Here is a 23,071-nt window from a genome sequence, read left to right on the forward strand (position 1 = left end):
GGAGATCTGCGAATGACCCTTTCCAATGATCTCGACAAGCTGCGATCGGAGATGAGCGCTGCGGTCAAGCAGCACTGGAAGGCGTTCCTGTTCGAGGGCATCCTGCTGGTGATCCTCGGCATCGCCGCAATGATCGTGCCGCCGCTGGCAAGCCTCGCCGTCACCATCTTCCTTGGCTGGATGTTTCTGATCAGCGGCATCGGCGGCCTGATCGCGACCTACTGGGCGCGCCACATGCCCGGCTTCTGGTGGTCGCTGATCTCGGCCGCGCTTGCCGTGCTCGCCGGCCTCGTATTGCTGGCGCGTCCGCTTCAGGGCGTGCTGACGCTGACCATCGTGGTCGGCGCCTATTTCGTCGCCGAGGGCGTCGCCTCCATCATGTATGCGCTGGAACATCGCCGCGAATTGTCCGGACGCTGGTCGTGGTTGCTCGTCGCCGGCCTGATGGACATCGTGATCGCCTTCCTCATCATCGCGGGCCTGCCGGGCTCGGCCCAGTGGGCACTTGGCCTTCTGGTCGGCCTCAATCTGATGTTCGGCGGAGCCACCCTGATCGGCATGGCGCTGGCGGCCCGCAGCTCCTCGTGAACGCCGCTCGGCTTCAAGGGGGTGACAAGCCAAAATCGATAGGCTATAGAGCCGCCCATGATCACCGTCGCCACCAGCTATTTTTGGTACTTTAGCTACGACAGCTTGCTGGCGGCAGGAGGATCGCGCTCAATCTGAAGAATTGCAGCAGACGCCCCGAACAAGCCGCCAGACCTGGCGGCTTTTTTGTGTGCCGGCAGGTCCCAATCCCAAGGAGCCAGCCGTGTTGAGTACGACAGACGATCTTCGCATCAAAGAACTGAAAGAGCTGAGTACGCCCGACGAGGTGATGCGGGAAATCCCGCGCACGCTGACTGCGACCCGGGTCGTGATGAGCGCCCGCAACGCCATCCATGCGATCCTGCATGGGACCGATGACCGGCTGCTGGTCGTCGTCGGCCCCTGCTCGATCCACGATCCCGCGGCGGCCGTCGATTACGCCGAGCGTCTCGCCGGCTTGCGCGAGCAGCTTGCCGACCGCCTCGAGATCGTGATGCGCGTCTATTTCGAGAAGCCGCGCACCACGGTCGGCTGGAAGGGGCTGATCAACGATCCCAACCTCGACGGCAGCTTCGACATCAACAAGGGCCTGCGCCTTGCCCGCAGCGTGCTGTCGGCGGTGAACAATCTCGGCCTGCCGGCCGGCACCGAATTCCTCGATATGACGACGCCGCAATACATCGCCGACCTGGTGTCGTGGGCCGCGATCGGCGCGCGCACCACCGAGAGCCAGATCCATCGCGAGCTGGCGTCCGGATTGTCCTGCCCGGTCGGCTTCAAGAACGGCACGGACGGCAATGTGCGGATTGCGGCGGATGCGGTGAAGTCGGCCTCGCACCCGCATCATTTCATGGCAGTCACCAAGGGCGGCCGTTCGGCGATCGCCGCAACACGCGGCAATGAGGACTGCCACGTCATCCTGCGCGGCGGCCGCGCGCCGAACTACGATGCCGCCAGCGTCGATGCCGCAGCGGTCGAGCTCGGCCGCGCCGGCGTCCCAGCGCGGCTGATGATCGACACCAGCCATGCCAACAGCAGCAAGAAGCCGGGGAACCAGCCGCTGGTCGCCGCCGACATCGCCCGTCAGATTGCGGACGGCGAACAGCGCATCGTCGGCGCGATGATCGAAAGCAACCTGGTTGCCGGGCGGCAGGATGTCGTGCCGGGGACAGCGCTGACTTATGGTCAGAGCATCACCGACGGCTGCATCGATTGGGATACGACGGCCGATGTCCTCAACCGGCTGGCTGATGCCGTCGACGCCGGGCGAAAAGTCCAACGTGGCAGCTTGAAGGAGGCCTCGGCCTGAACCGGCACGATGGATTGAGCGCAAGCGGCGGGGCGCGAGATCGCGCTCCGCCGTCCGCGGCAAAAGGCTAGCAGCCGCGGCAGATACTCTTGATCTTCTTGTCGAGCGCCGCGTCTTCCTTGTTCGTCTGGTTGTTCGGATCGCTCAGGGACTTCTCGCTGGGAACGTCGCCGCGGCGGGGCTGGCGGTGGCCCACCGGCGCCTCCATCAGCGGCTTGTCCTTCTGGACCGTGGATACTCCGCCCTGTTGCGGCTGCGCCAAGGCCTGCGGCGCTCCGGCCGCAACCAACAGAGCCATCGCCAAAACTGTTTTTCTCATTTTGCGTCTCCGCCTCTCAGCCCTTCTTCTCGTCCCCGGTCCGGGACATCGATGATAGCGCAGTTGCGTCGCCCCTGCGCCGCGCAATCCTGCACCTTCCGTATATCGGCCATGGCGCCAAGTAGCCAGATTCCCGCGGCGACCAGCACCGCAAAGACACCGAGCATCACAACATTTTCGGTCCCTGCCCGGCCCCGCTCATCGCTGGCTCACGATTCCGGCGGGTAAAGGTGAACGTCACCACAATAATCGACGATGCGGTACTGGCGTTCCGCGGAACCCTGGCCGTCCCGGGACGGTGACTGCGACAAATAATCCGGCCCGATCGGCGCTTTGCCGTGGCCCCCGGGGATGTCGAGGACATAGTCCGGCTGGCACAGGCCCGAGACCCGGCCGCGCAGGGCCCGCATCAGCTTCTGCCCGGCCTCGATCGTGGTGCGCAGATGCGCGGTGCCCGGCGCGAGATCGCCATGATGCAGATAGTACGGCTTGATCCGGCACTCGACGAAGCCGCGCATCAAAGCTTCGAGCGTCGCAGCATCGTCATTGACCCCGCGCAGCAGCACCGACTGGCTGACCAGGGGAATGCCGGCGTCGGCGAGCTTCGCGCAGGCCGCGCGCGCGGTCTGCGTCAGTTCGCGCGGGTGGTTGGCGTGGATCGCGACCCAGGTCGTTGCGCCATTCGGCCGCAGCGCTGCTATCATCTCCGGGGTGATGCGTCCGGGATCGGCGACGGGTACGCGGGTGTGGATGCGGATGACCTTGACGTGATCGATCCCGGCGAGATCGGCCATGATTTCAGTCAGCCTGCGCGACGACAGCACCAGCGGATCGCCGCCGGTCAGGATGACCTCCCAGACTTCCGGATGCGCGCGGATATAGTCCAGTGCCGCACCATAGGCGTCATCCGACAATGCGGTGGCCTTGCCCGGGCCGACCATTTCGCGGCGGAAGCAGAACCGGCAATAGACCGCGCAGACGTGAACCAGCTTGAGCAGTACCCGGTCGGGGTAGCGGTGGACGATCCCGGCGACCGGCGAATGCGCATCGTCGCCGATCGGATCGGCGTTCTCGCCCGGCTGCTCCACGAGCTCCTCTGCGCTCGGAATGAATTGCCGCGCGATCGGATCGTCGGGATCGGCCGGGTCGATCAGTGCGGCGAGCTCCGGCGTCACCGCGACGGCATAGCGCGCAGCGACTTTTTCCAGCTCAGGCAGCGCCTCCGTGGGCGCGAGCCCGGCGTCGACCAGCTCACGCGGCTGTCGCAGGGTTGCCGCCAATTTGCGATCGATCCTGTTCATGGCTCTCCTGCAGGCGGTGTCCAGACCACCTGGTCAATTCTCGGCGCGCCGCTCGCCAGCATTACGAGGCGATCGAAGCCGAGCGCAACGCCGCTTGCTTCGGGCATTTGGCCGACCGCGGCAATGAAATCCTCGTCCAGCGGATAGCGCTCGCCGTAGCGCCGGGCCTTCTCGTCCATTGCCGCGGTGAAGCGATGGCGCTGCTCGGCGGCATCGGTCAGCTCGCCGAAGCCGTTGGCGAGCTCGACCCCGCAGGCGTAGACCTCGAAACGCTCGGCGACGCGCGGATCGCCGGCCTTGGTGCGCGCCAGCGCCGCCTCCGGCGACGGGTATTCGAACAGCACCGTCAGGCGGCCCTGCCCCAGATGGGGCTCGATATGCTCGACCAGCACCTTGCTGAAGATATCGGACCAGGTGTCGTCGTCCGCAACCCGCACCCGCGGCTGCGCGGCCGCCGCCAGCGCCGCCCGATCGCCCTCGCCGCCTGTGATCGTCGCCAGCAGATCGATGTCGGCAAAGCGATCGAACGCCGCCGCAACCGTCAGCAATTCCGGCTCGGTGAAGGGATCGGCGAGCTTGCCGCGGAACGAGAACCGGCCGATCCCGGTCGCCTGGGCGGCATGCGCGATCACCACGATCGTATCGGCCATGATGGCGTCATAGCCGGCATTGGCGCGATACCATTCCAGCATGGTGAATTCGGGCAGGTGCAGATCGCCCCGCTCGCGATCGCGGAACACCCGCGCGAACTCGTAAATCTTCGGCTCGCCCGCCGTGAGCAGCTTCTTGCAGGCGAATTCCGGCGACGTGCGCAGATAGCGCGTCGCATGGGAGCCGTCGGCCCGTGCCAGATCGGTGCGGGGCGCATGGAGATGGGTCTCGTTACCAGGGGAGATCTGCAGGATCGCGGTCTCGACCTCGGCAAATCCCTGTTCCTCGAACCAGGCCCTGAGCGCCTTCGTCACTGCGCTGCGCGCCAGCAGGAACGGCTTGCGGTCGGCATAGCGCGATGGCGTCCACCAGGCAGAAGGCTTATCCGGTCCAGTCATTTGCCCCCGCCTGACCCGACCAAGCGGCCCGAGCAACTGCCATTGTTTGTTTAAGAGACAAGTGCAAGCCCTTGATATTGAACCGACTGCCAACCGACACAATCTTTGTGGCACAGAAGCGCAACGACATTTGTCCCTTGTCTTGTCGAAAGACGCTCGCCTTGTCCATGTGGCGGTCCGCAATCTGCCGAAATTGCCTGCAAAAGGCTGGCATCTCAGGGACAAATCAGTATGTTGCAGCCCGAAATCGCCGCCATGGCCGGGAGGGCGCCGATCCAGTTTGCGCCCCCGGCTGCCAAATTCAGGAAAACACCTTTGAAAGTCATCGCCAGTTCCATCCGCAAGGGCAACGTCATCGAGCAGGACGGCAAGCTCTATGTGGTCTTGTCCGCCGAAAACATTCACCCCGGCAAGGGCACCCCGGTCAGCCAGATCGAAATGCGCCGCATCGGCGACGGAGTGAAGGTCTCGGAGCGCTACAAGACCACCGACCAGGTGGAAAAGGCCACCGTCGAAGACCACAACTTCAACTATCTCTATGAGGACGCCGACGGCTTCCATTTCATGAACGCCGAGAATTACGACCAGGTCCAGGTCTCGAAGGAGATCGTCGGCTCGTCCGCGCCGTATCTGCAGGAGAACATGACCGTGAAGCTCTCGCTGCATGAGGGCAATCCGGTCGCGATCCAACTCCCCCAGCGCGTGACGCTGGAAGTCGTCGAGACGGAGCCGGTGACCAAGGGCCAGACCGCCTCGTCGTCCTACAAGCCCGCGGTGCTGTCCAACGGCATCCGCACCGGCGTGCCCCCTCACGTCAGCACCGGCACTCGAATCGTGGTCATGACCGAGGACGGGTCCTACGTCGAACGCGCCAAAGATTAGCGGCCAGCGCATTCCCAAGCGAGTAACAGCCAGGCGCGCGAAGAAAACGTTTCAAAACGAGAATCCAGAGTTTCGGTTCCGATTCAATCGGAACCGAAACTGCTTTAGTCTCACCGGTAGTCGCGCATAAGCCGGGGGTCGCATTGAGCAGCAAGGTCGTCAGCTTCGCCGGTTGCTTGCTGGCAGTTTTGCTCTTCTCCCTGACCGGCGCGTCTGCCGACGAGTTCAGGACGCCGTCCATCTCGGCCATGCGGGTCGAATGGCGTTCTGCGCTCAACCAGTTGCGGCAGGAGATCAACACCCGGCCCGCCACCGCCTCCGGCTTCAGTTTCGCGAGCCAGCGCCGGGTCCCGGCCTACGATCCGCGCTCGACGCCGGCATGGGTGCAGTTGAACGCCGCGACATCGCCGATCTTCCCCGGTATCGCACGCAGCCCGATCCCGGTGCTGCTGCCGTTCGACACGGCAAGCTACCTCGAGGCGCGGCAAGGCGGTACGCAGGATGACCCGCCCGTTTCGCGCTATCAGGCCGACTTCCGTGCGGTGGATCTCTTCCATGCCGGCGCATCCGGCTACGATGCCGTGTTCTCGCTTGTATCAGGCGCGGGCGACGGCATGCCGCAACGGACCTTTGCGAAGCCGGTCGAGGTTCAGATCTCCGGCTCGATCCTGGTCTACGACCTCGTGGACCGGCTGGCCGGCAAGGGCGAGCCGGTCAAGGCGCTCGCCACGCAATTCCCTGACCTCCGCCGCTTCATCCGCGAAGGCTACGTGCGCTACGCCTTCACCCGGTTCGGAATTCCATACGTCGTGTCGATCCAGTGCCTCGACAGCGCGCCGCGCCCGAAGCGGCTGGCCTGCCGCGAGGCCTATCCCGTGGCCGAGCGCTTCCTGAAGGCCTTGCGCATCGCCGGCGGCCAGCCGTCGCAGCCGCGCAGCGACATCGCGAGCGACGTCGCCGAACGACCAGCGGCGGCGTCTTCCGATTTCACCTATCACCCGAGCGGCGATATTTTCATCAACAGTGGCCGGCACAATCAGGGTGGCCGCCCGGACTTCACCGTCTATTCCCAGATCCGCTTTCCGCTCGAGAAGGCGCCTGCCTTCGCCCATTCGCAATCTTATCCCAAACATGGGCGTGTCGATGAATATCCCTGGCAGGACAATTTCTGCGAGGCGCGCAGCTTCGAGGTCGGACAATGCAGTGGCGGCCATGGCCACCAGGGCCAGGACATGCGGCCGGGTGCATGCCCGGCCGGCAGCGCTGACGAATGCAACCCCAAGCGCCAGGCGGTCGTTGCGGTGCGCGACAGCATCGTGATCCGCTCACCGCTGCAGCAATCGGCGACGCTTCAGGTCAACACCCGTACCGAACATATCCGCTTCCGATACATGCACATGAATCCATCGGCGATGGATGCCGACGGCCTGCTCAATGGCCGCCGCGTCGCGGAGGGCGAGAAGATCGGCGTGGTCTCGAACTATCTCGATCACCCTAACGGCACGTCGCGGCATCTGCATTTCGATGTCCAGGTGTTCACGCGCGACGGCTGGATCTGGGTCAATCCCTACACCACGCTGGTGTCGGCTTATGAGCGGCTGATCCGCGGCCGCGGGCGCGAGATCGGGCCGGAGCTTGGACCAGCGGCCGCCGTGGCCCGTGCCACGCCCGACGACGTCACACGTCACATCGACACGCAGGAGGGCGGCGGCAACTAGGCTGTGCGAGAGCGAATTAGCTTGCCTTGCTGAGAGTCCTTTTGCACTCTCAGGCAAGGAGGCCGATGCATGAAGATCATGACCATTGCGTGCGCTCTCGGAGCGACCCTGGCGCTGTGCAGCCTCGGGACGTCTGGTGCTGAAGCCCGGACGCGGAAAGCACAAGTCGTTCATGAACCAACGAGGGTTATCATCCCGACGCCGGTGATAAGGCCAACTCCGTGGGATTATTATATTGTTCCACGATATCGCTATCGCCCTGAAGACGACCGGGTCGATCCATACGGCCCGCCGCTGGTATCATCATGGGTCCGCTATGAGGGGTGGCGGTGGCCATACTGGTGGTGAACAGCAATCACGCAAAACAGATCGCATTCCGGGGAAGTGGTGATCGTCCCCATGACGGGCGCGGAGTGAAGCGTAACGGCGGGACGAACCGCGCGTCGTGATGCCGCGTTGTGGCTCCGGACCGCTATCGGTCGGCGGATTCGACGGGTTGTCGGCCGGTTGATGTCAGCTTAGTCCTGAAAGCGACGAAGCCGATTCACCCGAAATCGATCTGCATTCCGGCCAATGTCTCCGCGACTTTCTTCTGCCCGCCCGCAGGCAGCGGCAGGATCGGACGCGGCGGCTCCGCCGTACAGATCCCCCTGAGATTGGCGATTGCATAGACCACGCGCAGGCTCGAGAACGTCTTGAACAGGTCCCAGATCGGTTGGAGACATTCGTTGAGCCGTCGCGCCTCTGTGGCATTGCCACTCGTTGCGGCGCGGACGATGTCGACGCAGATCGTCGGGAAAATTCCCGCAAGAACGCTGTACCAGGTCTCGCCGCCCGCCAGCAGCGCCTCGGTGCAATTCCAGTCGGCGGCGTACCCCAGCGAAAAGCCACTCGGGACGACGGCTCGCAACTCCGCGATATGGCCCGATACCGCGGATGGGTCCGGCGCCGGACTCTTCAGCGCCACGATTCCATCCAAACGGCTCAAACGACCGATCAAGGCTGGCGCGAAGCGGAAATGCGTGGTGCCGGGATTGTCGTAAATGCAAATCGGCAGCCGGCTCTCGCGCGCCACCGTCTGGAAGTGCTCGAAAACCTCGTCATCCGTCAGCGGGGTATAGGAAACCGGCGCCAGAAGCCCTGCTGTCGCGCCGGCATCGCGTGCATCCTGGGCCAATCTCACGGTCTCGTCGGTGCGGAGCGCGCCGATCCCGGCCAAGATCGGCGTCCTCCCTTCCGCCAGGCGGACCGCCGCCTGGACGGCACGCCGCCGCTCGTCGCGACCGAGATACGGGTATGAGCCTGTGCTGCCGAGCAGCCCGACCGAATCCACCTTCGCGGCAATCAGAGGGTCCAGCAACGCTCTGAGAGCACCGACGTCGACCCGCCCATCCCGATCCGATGGCGTGATTGGAAACGCGGAAAGTCCCTTCAGATTGATCATCGGTTGCTTCCTCTTCAGCAGCAGCGAAACACATATCCGGATTGACTGGATCAGAGATGATCCAGTTGCGACTGATCTCGGCTCCGAGATGGACCAGCGACCTCCGTCCCGCTCGCGCTAATAGCCGCCGGCATGGAGCCCGCCGCGCCCGCGGCTATTCGAGCATCGTGGTCAGTTGCGCGTCCTCGTCGGCCACGAATACCGCGATCAATTCCGCCGGCTCCGTGGTGCTCGCATTGGCCGAGACGACGTGGGTGGAGCCCGGCGGCTCGAAGAAGGACTGCCCCACCTTGAACGTCTCAACCGGCCCGCCGCCGAGTTGGGAGCGGATTTCGCCCTTGGTGATATAGGCCGTCACCGAGCCGGCGTGGCGATGTGGCGGGGTAAATCCGCCGGGACCATAGAACACGCGCACCACCGTGACGCGCTTGCCCGGCACATTCGGCAGCGCATGCGAGCTGATGACCTCGACCTTGTCGAGCGGGGACGCCGCGTTCGCGGTCGAGCACAGCGGCACGATGGCCGAAGAGATCGCATCCATCGGGCTCGGCAAGGCCTTGCCGACCACAAACGCGCAGGCCAATCCCGCGACGATTGCAAGCGAAACCGGCCGCGGCGGCCGGACCAATGGAAGAGACAGTGGCGCAGCCATCGATGTCATCGGTTCTTCTCCTTGTTCCGTTGTCGTTCAATCTGTTTCATCGACCTTACGATGCCGCCGCGGTCGCCGCCTGTTTCCGCGCCGGCGGCGTCCAGCGATAGGCTGCGCCGAACCGGTTCCAGACATTGATCGATGCGATCGCGGAGGTGAGATAGGTCAGCTCCTGTTCGGAGAACTCCGCGGTGGCCTGCGCATAGACCTCGTCACTGACGCCGTTCGGCAGCATCGTCAACGCCTCGGTCCAGGCCAGCGCAGCGCGCTCGCGCGCCGAGAATTGCGGCGCCTCGCGCCAGACCACGACGAGGTTCAGCTTGTCGGCGGGAATACCGAGGCTCTCGCTCTGCAAGATATGATACTGCACGCAAAAGGCGCAGCCGTTGATCTGCGAGGCGCGAATCTTGACGAGTTCGATGAGCTGCTTGTCGAGCCCGGCCTTTGCCGCAAAGTGGCCGAGCGAACGCACGACGGCGAACACGTCGGGCGCGAGCTTCTCGAAGTCGGTATATTCCTTGCGAGCATGTGACATGGACTTTGCCTCGTGTTATCAGAGTCCTGATATCTTATAAGAGCACTGATATGATGGGCAAGACATCGACGTCGGCGAAGGCGCGCTTGGACGGCATGGCCGAGATGCGAAAACGCGGAAAAACCGGCGTCGCCGCAAAGCGGCCAGCGAGAGGCCGCAGCGGAAGCAAGCCGGTGGGTGCGCGGAAGGCGCCGGCGGCAGCTCCGACCTCCGCCCTCGCCGTCCCCCCACCACCCGGCCAAGGCAAGCGCGGCGAGCAGGGCTATCTCGGCTACCTGCTGCGTCAGGCCCAGGCCGCGTCACGGCTGTCGATGGAGCGCGCGCTCGCCAACCTCGGCGTCACTTCACCGCAGTTCGTCGTCCTCACCATGCTGAAAGCCTATCCGGGTCTCTCCGGCGCCGACCTCGCGCGGGTTGCGATCCTGACGCCGCAGACCGTCAACGTGATTATCCGCAACCTCGAGCGCGACGGCGCGATCCGCAAATCGCCGCACCCCGTCCACGGCCGGGCGCTGCAATGGACACTGACCAGCCGGGGAACCACGCTGCTCGCGCAATGCCGCCGCCACGCCCAGGCGCTGGAGCGGCGGCTGTCCGCTGGTCTTTCCGCCCGGGAGGAACAGGTGGTTCGGCGCTGGTTGTCAAAAATCGCCACAGATTTGCAGGATAGCTAGCCACCGCGGCGGAGCCGCGCTTTGGTCCATTCCGACCCCGCCGCTACACTGGCCGTATGAAACAGCATGATTCTCCGAACTCCCCCGCCCGCCGCGCTGTTCTGAAGCTCGGCATTGCCGCAGGCGTCGTGCTCGCCAACCCGCTGCGCGCCTTGGCGGCCGCTCCTGCGGGCTTCGACCAATGGCGCGATACGTTTCGCAATCGTGCGCTGGCGAAGGGCATCTCGGACGCGACCTGGAATCGCTGCATGGCGCGGGTCGAGCCCGACATGAGCGTCTTCAGGCAGATGCGCAATCAGCCCGAATTCCACGAGCAGACCTGGCAGTACATCAACCGTCGCGTCTCCGATTGGCGCGTCATCCACGGCCGCGATGCGCTGCGGAAGAATGAGGCGCTGTTCGCCCGGATCGAACGTGACTTCGGCGTCGAGCGCGGCACGCTGCTTGCGCTGTGGGGCGTCGAGTCCGCCTATGGCGATCCGCTGGTGCAACAGAACCACATGACGCCGGTGTTTCCCTCGCTCGCCGCGCTCGCCTGGAACGAGCCGCGCCGCAAGGCCTACTGGGAGACCGAGCTGATCAACGCGATGAAGATCGTGCAGCGTGGCTGGAGCACGCCGGAAGAAATGCGCGGCTCCTGGGCCGGCGCGATGGGCCATTCGCAATGGATGCCGGAAGTCTGGCTCAATGTCGGTTTCGACTATGACGGCGACGGCAAGGTTTCCCCGTTCGGCCGACCCGACGACGCGCTGGGCTCGACCGCGAAATATCTGGTCAATCGCGGCAAGTGGCACCGCGGTGAGCACTGGGGCTACGAGGTCCGCGCCTCCGGCGGCGGCGCGAGCGGCAGCCGCAGCTATGCGGCCTGGGCAAGCGCTGGAGTGACGCGCGCCGACGGCAAGCCGTTCCCGCAGCCGAATGCCTCGGCGCAGCTCTGGATCCCGGTGCAGGGCGGCCCGGCCTTCCTGCTCGGGCCGAACTTCTATTCGGTCAGGAGCTACAATCCCTCGATGAACTATGCGCTCGCAATCTGCCATCTCGGCGATCGCTGCCTCGGCGGGCCGCCCTTCATCCAGCCGTTCCCGGGATCGGAGCGCGCGCTGACGCTGGCCGAAGTGCAGGAGATGCAGACGCGCCTGACCAAGGCCGGCTTCGACACCGGCGGCACCGACGGCCGCGTCGGCAACGACACCATGAAGGCGATCAAGGACTACCAGATCAGGACCGGCCTGCAACCCGCCGACGGCTATGGCGGACTGAAGGTGCTGGCGCGGCTCCGCCAAGGTGGCTAGCGCCACTGCGATCATGTCGCGAGAACGCGAACCTATGACTCACCAGCGGTGCAATACACTCGCCGTCGTCCCGGCGAAGGCCGGGACCCATAACCCCAAATGCATGTTGTCACGCACCGCTGGAACGACGAGTCTCGTTCACAACACAAGCCGCGGCGTATGGGTCCCGGCCTCCCTGCGCAATTGCGCACTAGGCCGGGACGACGCGGCGGAGCGAGCCGCGGCCTCTCACGCACCGGCGTCTCTGGAATACTGGATCACCCGCATGCGCGGGTGATGACAGCGAGGCCAAAACGATCGCCTCATTCGAAATCACGGAGACTTACGCCTGCCGCACCACCCCGCCTGCGTTCATGCCGCCGTCGATCACGAGCTCGGTGCCCGTCACATAGCGCGACGCATCGGAGGCCAAGTATAGCACCCCCTGCGCGATCTCGATCGCCTGACCGGCGCGGCCGAGCGGCGTCGCAAATCTGGCGCGCTCCTCCGGATCGATCGGCGCATTCTGGCCGGCACCGGCGGCGCCTGCCGGGATCTTGCCCCAGATCGGCGTGTCGATGATGCCGGGATGCACCGAGTTGACGCGGATGCCATCGCCGACTTGCGCGCACTCCATCGCGATCGCCTTGGCAAACAGCCGCACGCCGCCCTTGGTCGCACAGTAGCCGGCGAGGTTCGCCGAGCCGCGGAGGCCGGCGAGCGACGACATCATGATGATCGAGCCGCCGCCATGCTTGCGCATCAACGGCAAGGAATGCTTCACCGACAGGAAGACGCCGTCGAGATTGATCGCGGTCTGCCTGCGCCAGTCCGCAAGCGACATCTCGACGATCGAAGGCACGCCGATGCCGATTCCGGCATTGGACACCATGGTGTCGAGCCGGCCATGGCGCTTGCCGACCTCGGCCACGACCTCGATCCAGCGCTCCTCGCTGGTCACGTCCTGCGCCAGGAAGCTCACGTCGCGATCGGCCTTCTTTAGGCGCGCGGCCAGCTCAGGGCCGTTCAACTCGTCGATATCGGTGGCGATCACTGTCGCCCCCTCCCGCGCCAGCAATTCCACGATCGCCGCGCCAATGCCCGATGCGCCGCCGGTCACCAGCGCGACCTTGCCCTGAACCTGTCCTGCCATGTCCACTCCCAACGTTTCTTATCTGATCACCGCCGGGCCCTGATCCGGCACCGCGACGTCGAGCACACGGAATTGCACACGTTCGGTGCCTTGCCAACGGTCGACTGCAAGAGAGCCTGCCACGTGCAGTTGCTGGCCGCGATTTTGCGTCAAGGCGCTGCCGAGCTTCTGTCCGACCGAGCGGAAGGCAATACCGTTGACGATCGAGCCATCGCCCGATTTGAAGCGCAGCCGCAAATGCGCCTCGCCGACCTCGTCGGCGTAGACCAGTTGATGCGACGGCAGCGCGATCACCGGCTCTGGATTGGCACTGCCGAACGGACCGGCGCGGTTGAGTGTTGCGGCAAATTCAGGTGTCACCGCGCGCGCCGTCACCGCGCCGTCGATGAACAGCTCATTCTCATGGCGCGAGTTGGCGACGTCGGCGGCAAGCGCGTTCTCGAGGTAGGCGCGGAATTCGGCAAGCTTCTCCTTGCGCAGAGTGACGCCGGCGGCCATCGCGTGACCGCCACCTTTCATCAGGAGACCATCGTGCACCGCCTGGCGCACCGCCTTGCCAAGATCGACGCCGCCGATCGAGCGGCCCGATCCCGTGCCAATGCCACCCGGCTCGAGCGCAATCGCAAATGCGGGACGGGCGAATTTCTCCTTCAGCCGCGCGGCCACCAGCCCGACCACGCCGGGATGCCAGCCTTCCGCCGCGGTGACGATCACCGCGCCCTTGTCCTCGAGCCCGAGCGAGGCCAGCGCCTCGGCTTCGGCCTGCGCCTCGGCCGCCTGCTCGATCACGCGGCGCTCGGTGTTGAGACGATCGAGCTCGGCGGCGATCCGCGCTGCTTCCGACACGTCGCCCTCCAGCAGCAGGCGCACGCCGAGATCGGCGCGCCCGATGCGGCCGCCGGCATTGATGCGCGGGCCCAGCATGAAGCCGAGATGCCAGGCTTCCGGCGGGCCGTTCAGCCGCGACACATCCATCAGCGCGGTGTGCCCGACATGATCGCGACGGCGCATCGCGATCAGGCCCTTGGCCACGAAGGCGCGGTTGAGTCCGATCAGCGGCGCGACGTCGGCGACTGTGCCGAGCGCAACGTGATGCAGCATGCCGAGCAGATCGGGCTCCGGCATCTCGCCGGTCCAGAATCCGCGCTGCCGCAGTTCGCGGTTCACGGCCACCAGCGTCACCAGCACGAGGCCGACGGCCGCGAGATGACCGAGCCCCGACAGGTCGTCGAGCCGGTTCGGATTCACCAGCGCGTCGACCTCGGGCAACAGGTCGCCGGACTGGTGATGGTCGATCACGACGACCGACATTCCGAGCTTCTTTGCTTCCGCCAGCGGCTCGATGCTGGTGGTGCCGCAGTCGACGGTGACGAGCAGCGTGGCGCCCTTCGCCGCCAGCGCCCGGACCGCCTCGGTGTTCGGTCCATAGCCTTCGAACAGGCGGTCGGGAATGTGGATCAGCGGATCCAATCCGCAATGGCGCAGGTGCCAGGCGAGCAGCGCCGCCGAGGTCGCGCCGTCGACGTCATAGTCGCCGAAGATCGCGACCTTCTCGCCGCGCTGCGCAGCGTCCGCGATGCGCTTGGCCGCCGTCTCCATGTCGGTCACGGTATGGGGATCGGGCATCAGCTTGCGGATGGTCGGATCGAGGAAATCGGCGACCGCGTCGATCCCGACGTCGCGTCCCGCCAGTACGCGCGCCAGCATTTCCGGCAGATTGTGGCGCTGGACGATTGCGAGCGCGCGCGCCGCCCCCCGCGCATCCAGCCGATCGCGCCAGAATTTCCCGGTCAGCGATCGCGTCACGCCGAGGAACGCCGACGGCGCCTCGACGGGCAGAGCAGATGCATGCAGCGTCATGAATCCTTCCCAATTAAGAAGGAATCGTAGCGCTTCAATGAATCGCAGACCAGTTCTAGCAGCCCATTCGGCTGGCGATTTCCCCGAAATCCTTGGCGACGATGTCCCAGTCGCCGGTGGCCTCGAAATCGACCTTCTGCAGCGGGCCGTATTCGGTCGGACGCGCGACGAAGGCGGTCTTCAAGCCATGCTTCTGCGCGTGCTTGAGATCGTAATTGTGCGCGGCAACCATCATCACCTGCTCCGGCGGCAGGCAGAGCAGCTTCGCCGCACCGAGATAGGTCTCCGGATCGGGCTTGTAGTGTTCGAACAGCTCGGCCGACATCACGAGGTCCCATGGCAGACCGGCGAACTTCGCCATGTTGGTGAGCAGCGCAACATTACCATTCGAGAGCGGCGAGATGATGTATTTCGTCTTTAGCCGCGTCAGCCCTGCGACGCTGTCCGCCCACGGGTGCAGGCGATGCCAGCCCATCGTCAGATGGTGCAGATCGGCCTCCGTCAGCCCCTTGATCTCGAGCTGCGCGACCAGCTTCTCCAGCGAGCGGCGATGCAGCAGATCGAGGATGACGTAGCCGTTCTGCGGATTCTTGCGCACCTCATCCATCGAGGCGGTGTAGACCGCGCGCCAGCCATCGACCAGCGCGGTCCAGTCGGCCTTGATGCCGCGCGTCTCCGACCATCTGGTGAAGTCGTTGATCAGGCTGGTGCGCCAATCGACCACCGTGCCGAACACGTCGAACACCAGCGCTTTCACTGCGGAAAGATCGGACATGCTCGGCTCCCTTTTTCTTGTTGTTTGACCCGTCGTTCCGGGATCGTGCGCAGCATCCTACCCGGAACGGCGAAATTCCCCATGCGCAATAGCGCATCTGCGGTCTGGTCCTTCGGACCATCCCGGAATGACGGTGTCTGCTCAGTCCAGATGGAACTTGTCGAGCTGGCGATGCTCCGCCTTGATGTAGCGCACGGTGCCGGTGACGGAGCGCATCACCACCGTCTCGGTCTCGATCACGTCCTTCTTGAACTTCACGCCCGTCAGCAGCGAGCCGGTGGTGACGCCGGTCGCGGCGAACAGGCAGTCGCCCTTGGCCATGTCCTCGATGCCGTAGATCATCTTCGGGTCGGTGACGCCCATCTTGTGCGCGCGCTCGCGCTTCTCCTCGCTGTCGAGGATCAGGCGGCACTGCATCTGGCCGCCGATGCAGCGCAGCGCGACCGCAGCCAGCACGCCCTCGGGCGCGCCGCCGGTGCCGATATACATATCGACGCCGGTCTCGTCGGGCTTGGCGCAGTGAATGACGCCGGCGACGTCACCATCGGTGATGAGCTGCACGGCAGCGCCCGTCGAGCGCACGCTGTTGATGATGTCGGCGTGGCGCGGACGGTCGAGCACCAGCACGGTGATCGCGGTCGGATCAACGCCCTTGGCCTTGGCGAGCCGGCGCACGTTGTCGGCCGGCGGCGCGTCGAGCTCGATCACGTTCTTGGCGTAGCCCGGGCCGATGGCGATCTTCTGCATGTAGACGTCGGGCGCGTGCAGCAGCGTGCCGCCATCGGCCATCGCCATGGTCGCGATCGAGCCGGGCATGTTCTTGGCGCACAGCGTGGTGCCTTCGAGCGGGTCGACCGCGATGTCGACCTTGGGTCCGGCATTGAGCCCGACCTTCTCGCCGATGAACAGCATCGGCGCCTCGTCGCGCTCGCCTTCGCCGATCACGATGGTGCCTTCGATCGGCAGCTTGTTGAGCTCGCGGCGCATCGCGTCGACCGCGGCCTTGTCCGCGGCCTTCTCCTGGCCGTGGCCGCGCAGCCGCGCGGCCGACACCGCCGCGCGCTCCGTCACCCGCACGATTTCGAGCGTCAGGATGCGCTCGAGCAGCAACTGCGGCGGAACGGAAATATGGGTCGACATCGGCGTACTCCTCAAAGCCTCGCGGGCCACACTGCCCGCATCAATCGTCATGCGCCCGTCCGTGCAGGTGGCGCGCTAGTTCTTCTCGATCCGGATCACCTGCGGCCGGCCGCTGATGACCTTATCGCGCTGCACTGCGGCCAAAGCGCGATGCACCGCGTCCTCACTGGTGGCATAGGTAATCAGAATGACCGGAACTGGTGAAGGTTTTTTGGCCGCACCATTCACATCGACGCCATCCGGATGCCGTTGCACGATCGACTCCAGTGATATCTTTTGTTCCGCGAGCCGGGTGGCGATTGTTGCGGCAGTGCCTGCAAGATCGCGCGCCATCAGGCGGATGTAATAGCCACCCTCGTGGCGTTCCATCGGCGCCTTGGTGGTGCCGCGCAACCGCTCGACCGGACGGCCGAACGGCTTGGCCCTGATTCCGCGCGCGACGTCCACGATGTCGGCGACCACCGCAGAGGCCGTCGCCGCGCCGCCCGCCCCGGGGCCGACCAGCGTGATCGGCGGAATCCCTTCGCCGTCGATGGTCACCGCATTGGTGACGCCCATCACCTGGGCGATCGACGACGATTTCGGCACCATGGTCGGATGCACGCGCTGCTCGATGCCCTTGGCAGTACGCACGGCAACCCCGAGCAGCTTGACGCGATAGCCGAGCTCTTCGGCGGCGCGCAGGTCTTCAGGCGTAATCGAGGAGATGCCTTCGACATAGACGGCGCTTTGCGCGACCTTGGTTCCGAAGGCGAGGCTCGCCAGGATCGCCAGCTTCTGCGCGGTGTCGTGGCCGTCGACGTCGAAGGACGGGTTGGCTTCGGCATAGCCGAGCCGCTGGGCATCCTGCAGGCACTCGGCGAACGACAGTCCCTCCTGCTCCATCCGCGTCAGGATGTAATTGCAGGTGCCGTTGAGGATGCCATAGACGCGGCTGACGCCGGTGCCGGCAAGTCCCTCGCGCAGCGTCTTGACGATCGGGATCGCGGCGCCAACCGCCGCTTCGAAATTCAGCGCGCCGCCATGCTTCTCGGCGGCCGCGGCCAGCCGCAAGCCATGCTTGGCAATCAGCGCCTTGTTGGCGGTCACGACCGACTTGCCGGCCTTCAGTGCCGTCTCGATCGCGCCGAATGCGGGATCGCCGGCGCCGCCCATCAATTCGACAAAGCAATCGACGTTGGGATCCTCGGCCAGCGCCTGCGGGCTCTTGGCCCATTCAACGCCGCGCAGGTCGAGGCTGCGCTTCTTGGCCTTCGACCGCGCCGTGACGGCGACGACGCGTACGCCGCGGCCGCTGCGTTCGGACAGCACGCGTCCCTGCGCTTCGATCAGGCGGACCACATCGGCACCGACGGTGCCGAGTCCCGCTATGCCCACTTTGAGGGGTGCGACCATGTGAGTAAGGAACCTGGAAGGATTAGCGTCGATTGGCGAGAGGAACCACGTTGTGCAACGTTTCGATGCCGCTTTCAAGGAAGCGGCGCACGCCGCGCGCGGCCTGCCGGATCCGCTGCTCGTTCTCGACCATCGCAATGCGGACATAGCCTTCGCCATGCTCGCCGAAGGCAACGCCGGGCGATACCACGACGCCGGACTTCTCCACCATCAGGGTCGCGAACTGCATGCTTCCGACCGCCTCGAACGCCTTCGGCAGCGGCGCCCAGGCGAACATCGAGGCTTGCGGCGGCGGAATGTCCCACCCGGCGCGACCAAATGACTCCACCAGCGCGTCGCGGCGCTTGCGATAGGTGTCACGCATCTCGCGGATGCAATCCTCGGGCCCGTTGAGCGCCGCCGTCGCCGCCACCTGGATCGGCGTGAAAGCACCATAGTCGAGATAAGACTTCACGCGCGCGAGCGCCGCGATGATGCGCTCGTTGCCGACCGCAAAGCCCATGCGCCAGCCGGCCATCGAGAACGTCTTCGACATCGAGGTGAATTCGACGGTCACGTCGATTGCGCCGGGCACCTGCAGCACCGACGGCGGTGGATTGTTCTCGTCGAAATAAACTTCCGCGTAAGCGAGATCCGACAGAATGAAGATGTCGTGCTTCTTCGCGAAGGCGACGAGGTCCCGGTAGAAGTCGAGGTCAGCGACATAGGCGGTGGGATTCGACGGGTAGCAAACGATCAGCGCGATCGGCTTCGGGATCGAATGGATGATCGCCCGCTCGACGGCTTCGAAGAACTGCGGCGTCGGTTCGGACGGCACCGAGCGGATCACGCCGCCGGCCATCAGGAAGCCGAAGGCATGGATCGGGTAGCTCGGATTGGGACACAGCACGACATCGCCCGGCGCGGTGATCGCCTGCGCCACGTTGGCGAAGCCCTCCTTCGAGCCCAACGTCGCGACCACCTGCGTATCCGGATTGAGCTTCACGCCGAAGCGCCGCGCGTAATAGGCGGCCTGGGCCTTGCGCAGACCGTTGATGCCACGCGAGGCCGAATAGCGGTCGGTCCGCGGCTTGCCGAGGGTTTCCTTGAGCTTTTCGATCACATGCGGCGGGGTCGGCAGGTCCGGGTTCCCCATACCCATATCGATGATATCGGCCCCGGCATTGCGCGCGGCCGCCTTGGCCTGGTTGACCTTTTCAAAGACGTAAGGCGGCAGACGTCGAATGCGATAAAATTCTTCCATGGGACCCTTGCTCCGACAACCGGCACACCAGAATCGAAGTCCCTTGGCCAGCTCTCGAAGCCGGACTCGGCTTCATCCAGAAATCGCACTGAATCAATAACTTAGGGCGAATTCAGGCGCACAAGGCTGGAACAGGCGGCCGGATATGCGGTTGAATTGACGTTCTTTTAGCACGGACACCCGGTCGCGCCAGCGCAGATCGAGCTTTCACACACTACCGTCCGGTCGCGGCGTTCGCCGCCGCCACGTCGCTCGCGGCCGCCGCATTCTGGGCCGCAGCGGTCGCCTGGCGTTCCCGCGCAGCCTTCAGCTCTGCCTCGAGCTTGGCCTGGTCGGTCGGCTTCATGGTCGCCTCGTTGCGATCAGGCGGCAGATCATGAACAGGAAGGTAACCGCCGGCGTCCTTTGGCCGCTCCGGCGCATCGGCCGGCACTCCGATGCCGGGCAAATCCGCAACCGTGCTCGAACAAGCGCCCAGCGCCGCCGTCGATGCGAGCAGCACTGCGGCCGCGAGCCCCCTCACCATCCGATCGAACGGCATTTGCCGAAAAGTCCCCAACAAGCTGGCGCGCAGGCCGCACGTCGCCGACACGGGTCGCACTGGTACGAGCCTTGCAGCGTCCCCGCTGCGTTAATCTTGGCTTTAGCCGTTCAAACGATTGTCGCTTGAAACGATTAAGGCCTGAACAAGATAAGCGTTGCCGTGAGGCTTCAATATGTCGGAACCAAGTTTTTTTGTCGCGGTGCAACAGCGCGAAACACAGGATTTTGCCTGATCGGCGTTGCCGCACCGCGCGATGACGCCCACGAAACGAAGCGATAATGTGCTTGAGATGAGCAACGTTAGTACCGAAACCCAGGCCGCCCCCAAGTTCAACGCCGAAGCCTTCGCCATGAATATCGCGCGGGCGATGGAGAGCAGCGGTCAGGCGCTCGCCGCCTATCTCAAGCCACGGCAGACCGGCGAAGTTCGTGATCAGACCCCCAATGAACTCGGCGAGGTTATCAAGACCTTTAGCGTGATTGCCGAATATTGGCTGTCTGACAAGGAACGCGCCTCCGATCTGCAGCTCAGGCTGGGGAAGGACTATCTCGATCTGTGGGGCGCGGCGGTGCGTCGCATGGCCGGCGAATCGGACGCCAAGCCGGCGATCGAGCCACCCCCTCGGGACAAGCGTTTCCAGGATCCGGAATGGAAGTCGAACCAGTTCTTCGACTTCATTCTTCAGCTTTACCTGCTGACGTCGAAATGGGCTCAAGAACTCGTCCGAAGCGCCGAGGGAATCGATCCACACACCCGCAAGAAGGCCGAATTCTACGTCCAGCAGATCACCAACGCGCTCGCACCGTCGAATTTCGTCCTGACCAATCCTGAGGTGCTCCGCGCCACCGTCGAATCCAACGGCGACAACCTGGTCCGCGGAATGAAGATGCTGGCGGAGGATATCGAGGCCGGCCACGGCACGCTTCGGATTCGCCAGTCCGACCCGACCAATCTCGAAGTCGGCGTCAACATGGCGACGACGCCGGGCAAGGTGATCTACCAGAACGAGCTGATGCAACTCATCCAGTATTCGCCGACAACGGAGAACGTGCTGCGCACGCCGCTGCTGATCGTGCCACCCTGGATCAACAAGTTCTACATCCTCGATCTGCGTCCCGAAAAATCCTACATCAAGTGGTGCGTCGATCAGGGCATCACGGTGTTCGTGATCTCCTGGGTCAATCCGGACAAGGAGCTCGGCAAGAAGACCTGGGCCGATTACATGACCGAAGGCCCGCTCACGGCAATGGACGTGATCGAGAAGGTCACCGGCGAGATGAAGGTACACGCCGCCGGCTATTGCGTTGGCGGCACCCTGCTCGCCTCAACGTTGGCCTATCTCGCCGAGAAGCGCCGCCAGCGGGTGACCTCTGCGACATTCTTTGCGGCGCAGGTCGACTTCACCCACGCCGGCGATCTGCTGGTGTTCGTCGACGAGGGCCAGATCTCGGCGCTGGAGCGCGACATGCAGCAATCCGGCGTGCTCGAAGGCAGCAAGATGGCGATGGCCTTCAACATGCTGCGGTCGAACGACCTGATCTGGTCCTATGTGGTGAACAACTATCTCAAGGGGCAGCCGCCCTCCTCGTTCGACCTTCTGCACTGGAATTCGGACGCGACCCGGATGCCGGCGTCGAACCATTCTTATTACCTGCGCAACTGCTACCTCGAGAACCGGCTGTCGACCGGCACGATGGTGCTCGACAACACGCTGCTGGATTTGTCGAAGGTGAAGGTTCCGGTCTACAACCTGGCCACGCGCGAGGATCACATCGCGCCGGCGGAATCGGTGCTGTACGGCTCGCAGTTCTTCGGCGGCCCGGTGAAGTATGTCCTTTCCGGCTCGGGCCATATCGCCGGCGTGGTCAATCCGCCGACGGCGAACAAGTACCAGTACTGGACCAACGACAACATCAAGGACATCAAGCTGGCCGACTGGCTGAAGAATGCCCAGGAGCACAAGGGCTCGTGGTGGCCCGACTGGCACCAATGGCTGGAGAATCTCGATTCCGAGAGGGTGGCGGCGCGCGCGGTGGGCCGACCCGAGATGCCGCCGCTGGAGGACGCTCCGGGCAGCTACGTCCGCGTCCGCGCGTAGCGCAGGCCCTTCCGCTCAGTTATAAGCAGATCGTCCCGGCGCTCGGGAATCGAACTCAGTTGAGGGGGAGACGATGACTCGTGAACTGTTCTGGCTGGCGCTGACGGTGATCCTGACCGGACTGCTCTGGATTCCCTACATCATCAACCGCTGCCAGGTCCGTGGCCTCTCCGGCACTATGGCCAACCCCTCGCGCAACGACAAGCCGCATGCGGAATGGGCGACCCGGTTGATGTTCGCGCACGACAACGCCGTCGAGAACCTCGTGATCTTCGCGCCGCTGGTGCTGATCCTCAACGCAGCCGACTATTCGACCAAATGGACGGTGCTTGCCTGCGCCGTCTATTTCTGGGCTCGCGTCGCGCATCTGATCGTCTATACCCTCGGCCTGCCGGTGTTCCGCACGCTGGCGTTCACGATCGGCTTCCTCGCCCAGGCCGTGCTCGCGCTCGCGATCTTCAGGATCGTCTGAGCGGTAGCATCGCGCCGGTTGCGGCACCTGCCGCGCCGGCGGTAGCTAACTGTCCTTGCGCATGACGACGTGCAACATGGTTGCCGGCGCATCATCAAAGCTCTTGATCTCGCTGGTGTCGGACGAGAGCTGCGTCCACGGGCCGGCCGACGCGTATGTCGCTTGCAGCCATTCCGGCGAGGGATAGTTGTAGTAGCGGCCGATGCTGTCGCGGCCGTCATCGTGGCCGATCTTGTAGCTCGCGTAGAAGATCCCGGCTGGCTTCAAGGCGCGGTGAATCCGGGTAAGCACGCCAGCCAACTCGTCGCGCGGAACATGCAGCAGACAGGCGCTGGCCCAGACGCCGTCATAGACATCGCGCTCGTCGAGTTCGTCGAACAGCATCGCTGCAACGGGATGACCGAGGCGACGCGCCGCGATCTCAGCCATTTCAGGTGAGCCGTCGGTGGCACGCAAGGCGAACCCTCTGGCGAGCATGACCGCGGCATGATTGCCGGCACCACAACCGAGCTCGAGGATCGCGCCACCCGGCGGCAACAGGCCGAGAAAGCCTGGCAGCCGGGTGGATGGGGCTTTCTCCCACCCGGCATAGGCCTCGGCGTTGCGCCGGTAGAACTGCAGCGTGTTCTCGTCCACGATGAGGCCTGTC

At 64.6% G+C, this 23,071-nt stretch carries 22 protein-coding genes; 8 read left to right on the forward strand and 14 right to left on the reverse strand.

Annotated elements, in window-relative coordinates:
• Positions 1-12: 12 nt before the first annotated feature.
• On the forward strand, positions 13-588 hold the full coding sequence (locus tag P6U30_RS19830) for an HdeD family acid-resistance protein (protein ID WP_407146414.1): 576 nt from the start codon (positions 13-15) through the stop codon (positions 586-588).
• A 223-nt stretch (positions 589-811) separates the two neighbouring features.
• A complete protein-coding gene (locus tag P6U30_RS19835; protein ID WP_407164635.1) occupies positions 812-1,897 on the forward strand; it encodes a 3-deoxy-7-phosphoheptulonate synthase in 1,086 nt (361 codons plus the stop codon).
• Positions 1,898-1,964: 67 nt separating this feature from the next.
• Here the strand turns inward: P6U30_RS19835 and P6U30_RS19840 are convergent, their stop codons facing one another.
• The 3 genes from P6U30_RS19840 to epmA all read right to left on the reverse strand — a co-directional run bounded on the left by P6U30_RS19840 (position 1,965) and on the right by epmA (position 4,566).
• Positions 1,965-2,216, reverse strand: coding sequence for a hypothetical protein (locus P6U30_RS19840; protein WP_407164636.1), 252 nt, complete (start codon positions 2,214-2,216; stop codon positions 1,965-1,967).
• Between the two features lie 209 nt (positions 2,217-2,425).
• The gene (locus tag P6U30_RS19845; protein WP_407164637.1) at positions 2,426-3,517 is read right to left on the reverse strand and encodes a lysine-2,3-aminomutase-like protein; all 1,092 of its coding nucleotides are present in this window, start codon (positions 3,515-3,517) and stop codon (positions 2,426-2,428) included.
• Positions 3,514-4,566 (reverse strand): EF-P lysine aminoacylase EpmA, encoded by a 1,053-nt coding sequence (gene epmA, locus P6U30_RS19850; protein ID WP_407164638.1) that lies wholly within the window; start codon positions 4,564-4,566, stop codon positions 3,514-3,516. The genes P6U30_RS19845 and epmA overlap by 4 nt, the downstream gene beginning before the upstream one ends.
• Before the next feature lie 315 nt (positions 4,567-4,881).
• On the opposite strand from epmA, the gene efp reads away from it, so the two are divergent.
• Together efp and P6U30_RS19860 are read left to right on the forward strand one after the other, a co-directional pair.
• Positions 4,882-5,448, forward strand: a complete 567-nt coding sequence (efp, locus tag P6U30_RS19855) for an elongation factor P (protein WP_407146419.1) — start codon at positions 4,882-4,884, stop codon at positions 5,446-5,448.
• Positions 5,449-5,591: 143 nt separating this feature from the next.
• Positions 5,592-7,166, forward strand: coding sequence for a M23 family peptidase (locus P6U30_RS19860; RefSeq protein ID WP_407164639.1), 1,575 nt, complete (start codon positions 5,592-5,594; stop codon positions 7,164-7,166).
• Between the two features lie 544 nt (positions 7,167-7,710).
• On the opposite strand, the gene P6U30_RS19865 is transcribed toward P6U30_RS19860, so the two are convergent.
• From P6U30_RS19865 to P6U30_RS19875, 3 genes are all read right to left on the reverse strand, one after another.
• Positions 7,711-8,610: a dihydrodipicolinate synthase family protein gene (locus P6U30_RS19865; RefSeq protein WP_407164640.1), complete on the reverse strand. Its 900-nt coding sequence runs from the start codon at positions 8,608-8,610 to the stop codon at positions 7,711-7,713.
• A gap of 154 nt (positions 8,611-8,764) precedes the next feature.
• Positions 8,765-9,271 carry a cupin domain-containing protein gene (locus P6U30_RS19870; RefSeq protein ID WP_407164641.1) on the reverse strand — a complete coding sequence of 169 codons (507 nt, stop codon included), beginning with the start codon at positions 9,269-9,271 and terminating at the stop codon, positions 8,765-8,767.
• 46 nt (positions 9,272-9,317) lie between these two features.
• Entirely contained in the window at positions 9,318-9,797 is a 480-nt protein-coding gene (locus P6U30_RS19875; RefSeq protein WP_407164642.1) for a carboxymuconolactone decarboxylase family protein, read from the reverse strand.
• A gap of 50 nt (positions 9,798-9,847) precedes the next feature.
• On the opposite strand from P6U30_RS19875, the gene P6U30_RS19880 reads away from it, so the two are divergent.
• Together P6U30_RS19880 and P6U30_RS19885 are read left to right on the forward strand one after the other, a co-directional pair.
• Positions 9,848-10,471 (forward strand): MarR family winged helix-turn-helix transcriptional regulator, encoded by a 624-nt coding sequence (locus P6U30_RS19880; protein WP_407164643.1) that lies wholly within the window; start codon positions 9,848-9,850, stop codon positions 10,469-10,471.
• 56 nt (positions 10,472-10,527) lie between these two features.
• Positions 10,528-11,763 carry a lytic murein transglycosylase gene (locus P6U30_RS19885; RefSeq protein WP_407164644.1) on the forward strand — a complete coding sequence of 412 codons (1,236 nt, stop codon included), beginning with the start codon at positions 10,528-10,530 and terminating at the stop codon, positions 11,761-11,763.
• A 322-nt stretch (positions 11,764-12,085) separates the two neighbouring features.
• Here the strand turns inward: P6U30_RS19885 and P6U30_RS19890 are convergent, their stop codons facing one another.
• From P6U30_RS19890 to P6U30_RS19920, 7 genes are all read right to left on the reverse strand, one after another.
• Complete coding sequence (locus P6U30_RS19890) at positions 12,086-12,895, reverse strand: glucose 1-dehydrogenase (protein WP_407164645.1); 810 nt, start codon at positions 12,893-12,895, stop codon at positions 12,086-12,088.
• Positions 12,896-12,913: 18 nt separating this feature from the next.
• Positions 12,914-14,755 carry a single-stranded-DNA-specific exonuclease RecJ gene (gene recJ, locus P6U30_RS19895; RefSeq protein ID WP_407164646.1) on the reverse strand — a complete coding sequence of 614 codons (1,842 nt, stop codon included), beginning with the start codon at positions 14,753-14,755 and terminating at the stop codon, positions 12,914-12,916.
• 55 nt (positions 14,756-14,810) lie between these two features.
• Positions 14,811-15,530 carry a haloacid dehalogenase type II gene (locus P6U30_RS19900; RefSeq protein ID WP_407164647.1) on the reverse strand — a complete coding sequence of 240 codons (720 nt, stop codon included), beginning with the start codon at positions 15,528-15,530 and terminating at the stop codon, positions 14,811-14,813.
• Positions 15,531-15,671: 141 nt separating this feature from the next.
• Positions 15,672-16,670, reverse strand: coding sequence for a class II fructose-bisphosphatase (gene glpX / locus P6U30_RS19905; RefSeq protein ID WP_407146429.1), 999 nt, complete (start codon positions 16,668-16,670; stop codon positions 15,672-15,674).
• A 75-nt stretch (positions 16,671-16,745) separates the two neighbouring features.
• Positions 16,746-18,065, reverse strand: a complete 1,320-nt coding sequence (locus tag P6U30_RS19910; RefSeq protein ID WP_407164648.1) for a homoserine dehydrogenase — start codon at positions 18,063-18,065, stop codon at positions 16,746-16,748.
• Positions 18,066-18,087: 22 nt separating this feature from the next.
• Positions 18,088-19,308 (reverse strand): LL-diaminopimelate aminotransferase, encoded by a 1,221-nt coding sequence (locus P6U30_RS19915; RefSeq protein ID WP_407164649.1) that lies wholly within the window; start codon positions 19,306-19,308, stop codon positions 18,088-18,090.
• Between the two features lie 214 nt (positions 19,309-19,522).
• On the reverse strand, positions 19,523-19,849 hold the full coding sequence (locus P6U30_RS19920) for a hypothetical protein (RefSeq protein WP_407164650.1): 327 nt from the start codon (positions 19,847-19,849) through the stop codon (positions 19,523-19,525).
• A gap of 292 nt (positions 19,850-20,141) precedes the next feature.
• On the opposite strand from P6U30_RS19920, the gene P6U30_RS19925 reads away from it, so the two are divergent.
• Together P6U30_RS19925 and P6U30_RS19930 are read left to right on the forward strand one after the other, a co-directional pair.
• Positions 20,142-21,950, forward strand: coding sequence for a PHA/PHB synthase family protein (locus tag P6U30_RS19925; RefSeq protein WP_407164651.1), 1,809 nt, complete (start codon positions 20,142-20,144; stop codon positions 21,948-21,950).
• Positions 21,951-22,023: 73 nt separating this feature from the next.
• A complete protein-coding gene (locus tag P6U30_RS19930; protein WP_407146434.1) occupies positions 22,024-22,422 on the forward strand; it encodes an MAPEG family protein in 399 nt (132 codons plus the stop codon).
• Between the two features lie 45 nt (positions 22,423-22,467).
• Here P6U30_RS19930 and P6U30_RS19935 read toward each other — a convergent pair whose 3' ends face one another.
• Positions 22,468-23,058: a class I SAM-dependent methyltransferase gene (locus tag P6U30_RS19935; RefSeq protein WP_407164652.1), complete on the reverse strand. Its 591-nt coding sequence runs from the start codon at positions 23,056-23,058 to the stop codon at positions 22,468-22,470.
• Positions 23,059-23,071 lie beyond the last annotated feature (13 nt).

Source organism: Bradyrhizobium sp. ORS 111, assembly GCF_045571485.1.
In the GTDB taxonomy this organism is placed as follows: Bacteria; Pseudomonadota; Alphaproteobacteria; order Rhizobiales; family Xanthobacteraceae; genus Bradyrhizobium.

Coding starts and splice junctions, on each gene's coding strand:
- P6U30_RS19900 (WP_407164647.1), bottom strand. CDS start 15,530: ATGTCCGATCTTTCCGCAGTGAAAGCGCTGGTGTTCGACGTGTTCGGC.
- glpX (WP_407146429.1), bottom strand. CDS start 16,670: ATGTCGACCCATATTTCCGTTCCGCCGCAGTTGCTGCTCGAGCGCATC.
- P6U30_RS19910 (WP_407164648.1), bottom strand. CDS start 18,065: ATGGTCGCACCCCTCAAAGTGGGCATAGCGGGACTCGGCACCGTCGGT.
- P6U30_RS19930 (WP_407146434.1), top strand. CDS start 22,024: ATGACTCGTGAACTGTTCTGGCTGGCGCTGACGGTGATCCTGACCGGA.
- P6U30_RS19830 (WP_407146414.1), top strand. CDS start 13: ATGACCCTTTCCAATGATCTCGACAAGCTGCGATCGGAGATGAGCGCT.
- P6U30_RS19890 (WP_407164645.1), bottom strand. CDS start 12,895: ATGGCAGGACAGGTTCAGGGCAAGGTCGCGCTGGTGACCGGCGGCGCA.
- P6U30_RS19875 (WP_407164642.1), bottom strand. CDS start 9,797: ATGTCACATGCTCGCAAGGAATATACCGACTTCGAGAAGCTCGCGCCC.
- epmA (WP_407164638.1), bottom strand. CDS start 4,566: ATGACTGGACCGGATAAGCCTTCTGCCTGGTGGACGCCATCGCGCTAT.
- P6U30_RS19920 (WP_407164650.1), bottom strand. CDS start 19,849: ATGCCGTTCGATCGGATGGTGAGGGGGCTCGCGGCCGCAGTGCTGCTC.
- P6U30_RS19865 (WP_407164640.1), bottom strand. CDS start 8,610: ATGATCAATCTGAAGGGACTTTCCGCGTTTCCAATCACGCCATCGGAT.
- P6U30_RS19925 (WP_407164651.1), top strand. CDS start 20,142: ATGAGCAACGTTAGTACCGAAACCCAGGCCGCCCCCAAGTTCAACGCC.
- recJ (WP_407164646.1), bottom strand. CDS start 14,755: ATGACGCTGCATGCATCTGCTCTGCCCGTCGAGGCGCCGTCGGCGTTC.
- P6U30_RS19845 (WP_407164637.1), bottom strand. CDS start 3,517: ATGAACAGGATCGATCGCAAATTGGCGGCAACCCTGCGACAGCCGCGT.
- P6U30_RS19915 (WP_407164649.1), bottom strand. CDS start 19,308: ATGGAAGAATTTTATCGCATTCGACGTCTGCCGCCTTACGTCTTTGAA.
- P6U30_RS19840 (WP_407164636.1), bottom strand. CDS start 2,216: ATGAGAAAAACAGTTTTGGCGATGGCTCTGTTGGTTGCGGCCGGAGCG.
- P6U30_RS19885 (WP_407164644.1), top strand. CDS start 10,528: ATGAAACAGCATGATTCTCCGAACTCCCCCGCCCGCCGCGCTGTTCTG.
- P6U30_RS19880 (WP_407164643.1), top strand. CDS start 9,848: ATGATGGGCAAGACATCGACGTCGGCGAAGGCGCGCTTGGACGGCATG.
- P6U30_RS19870 (WP_407164641.1), bottom strand. CDS start 9,271: ATGACATCGATGGCTGCGCCACTGTCTCTTCCATTGGTCCGGCCGCCG.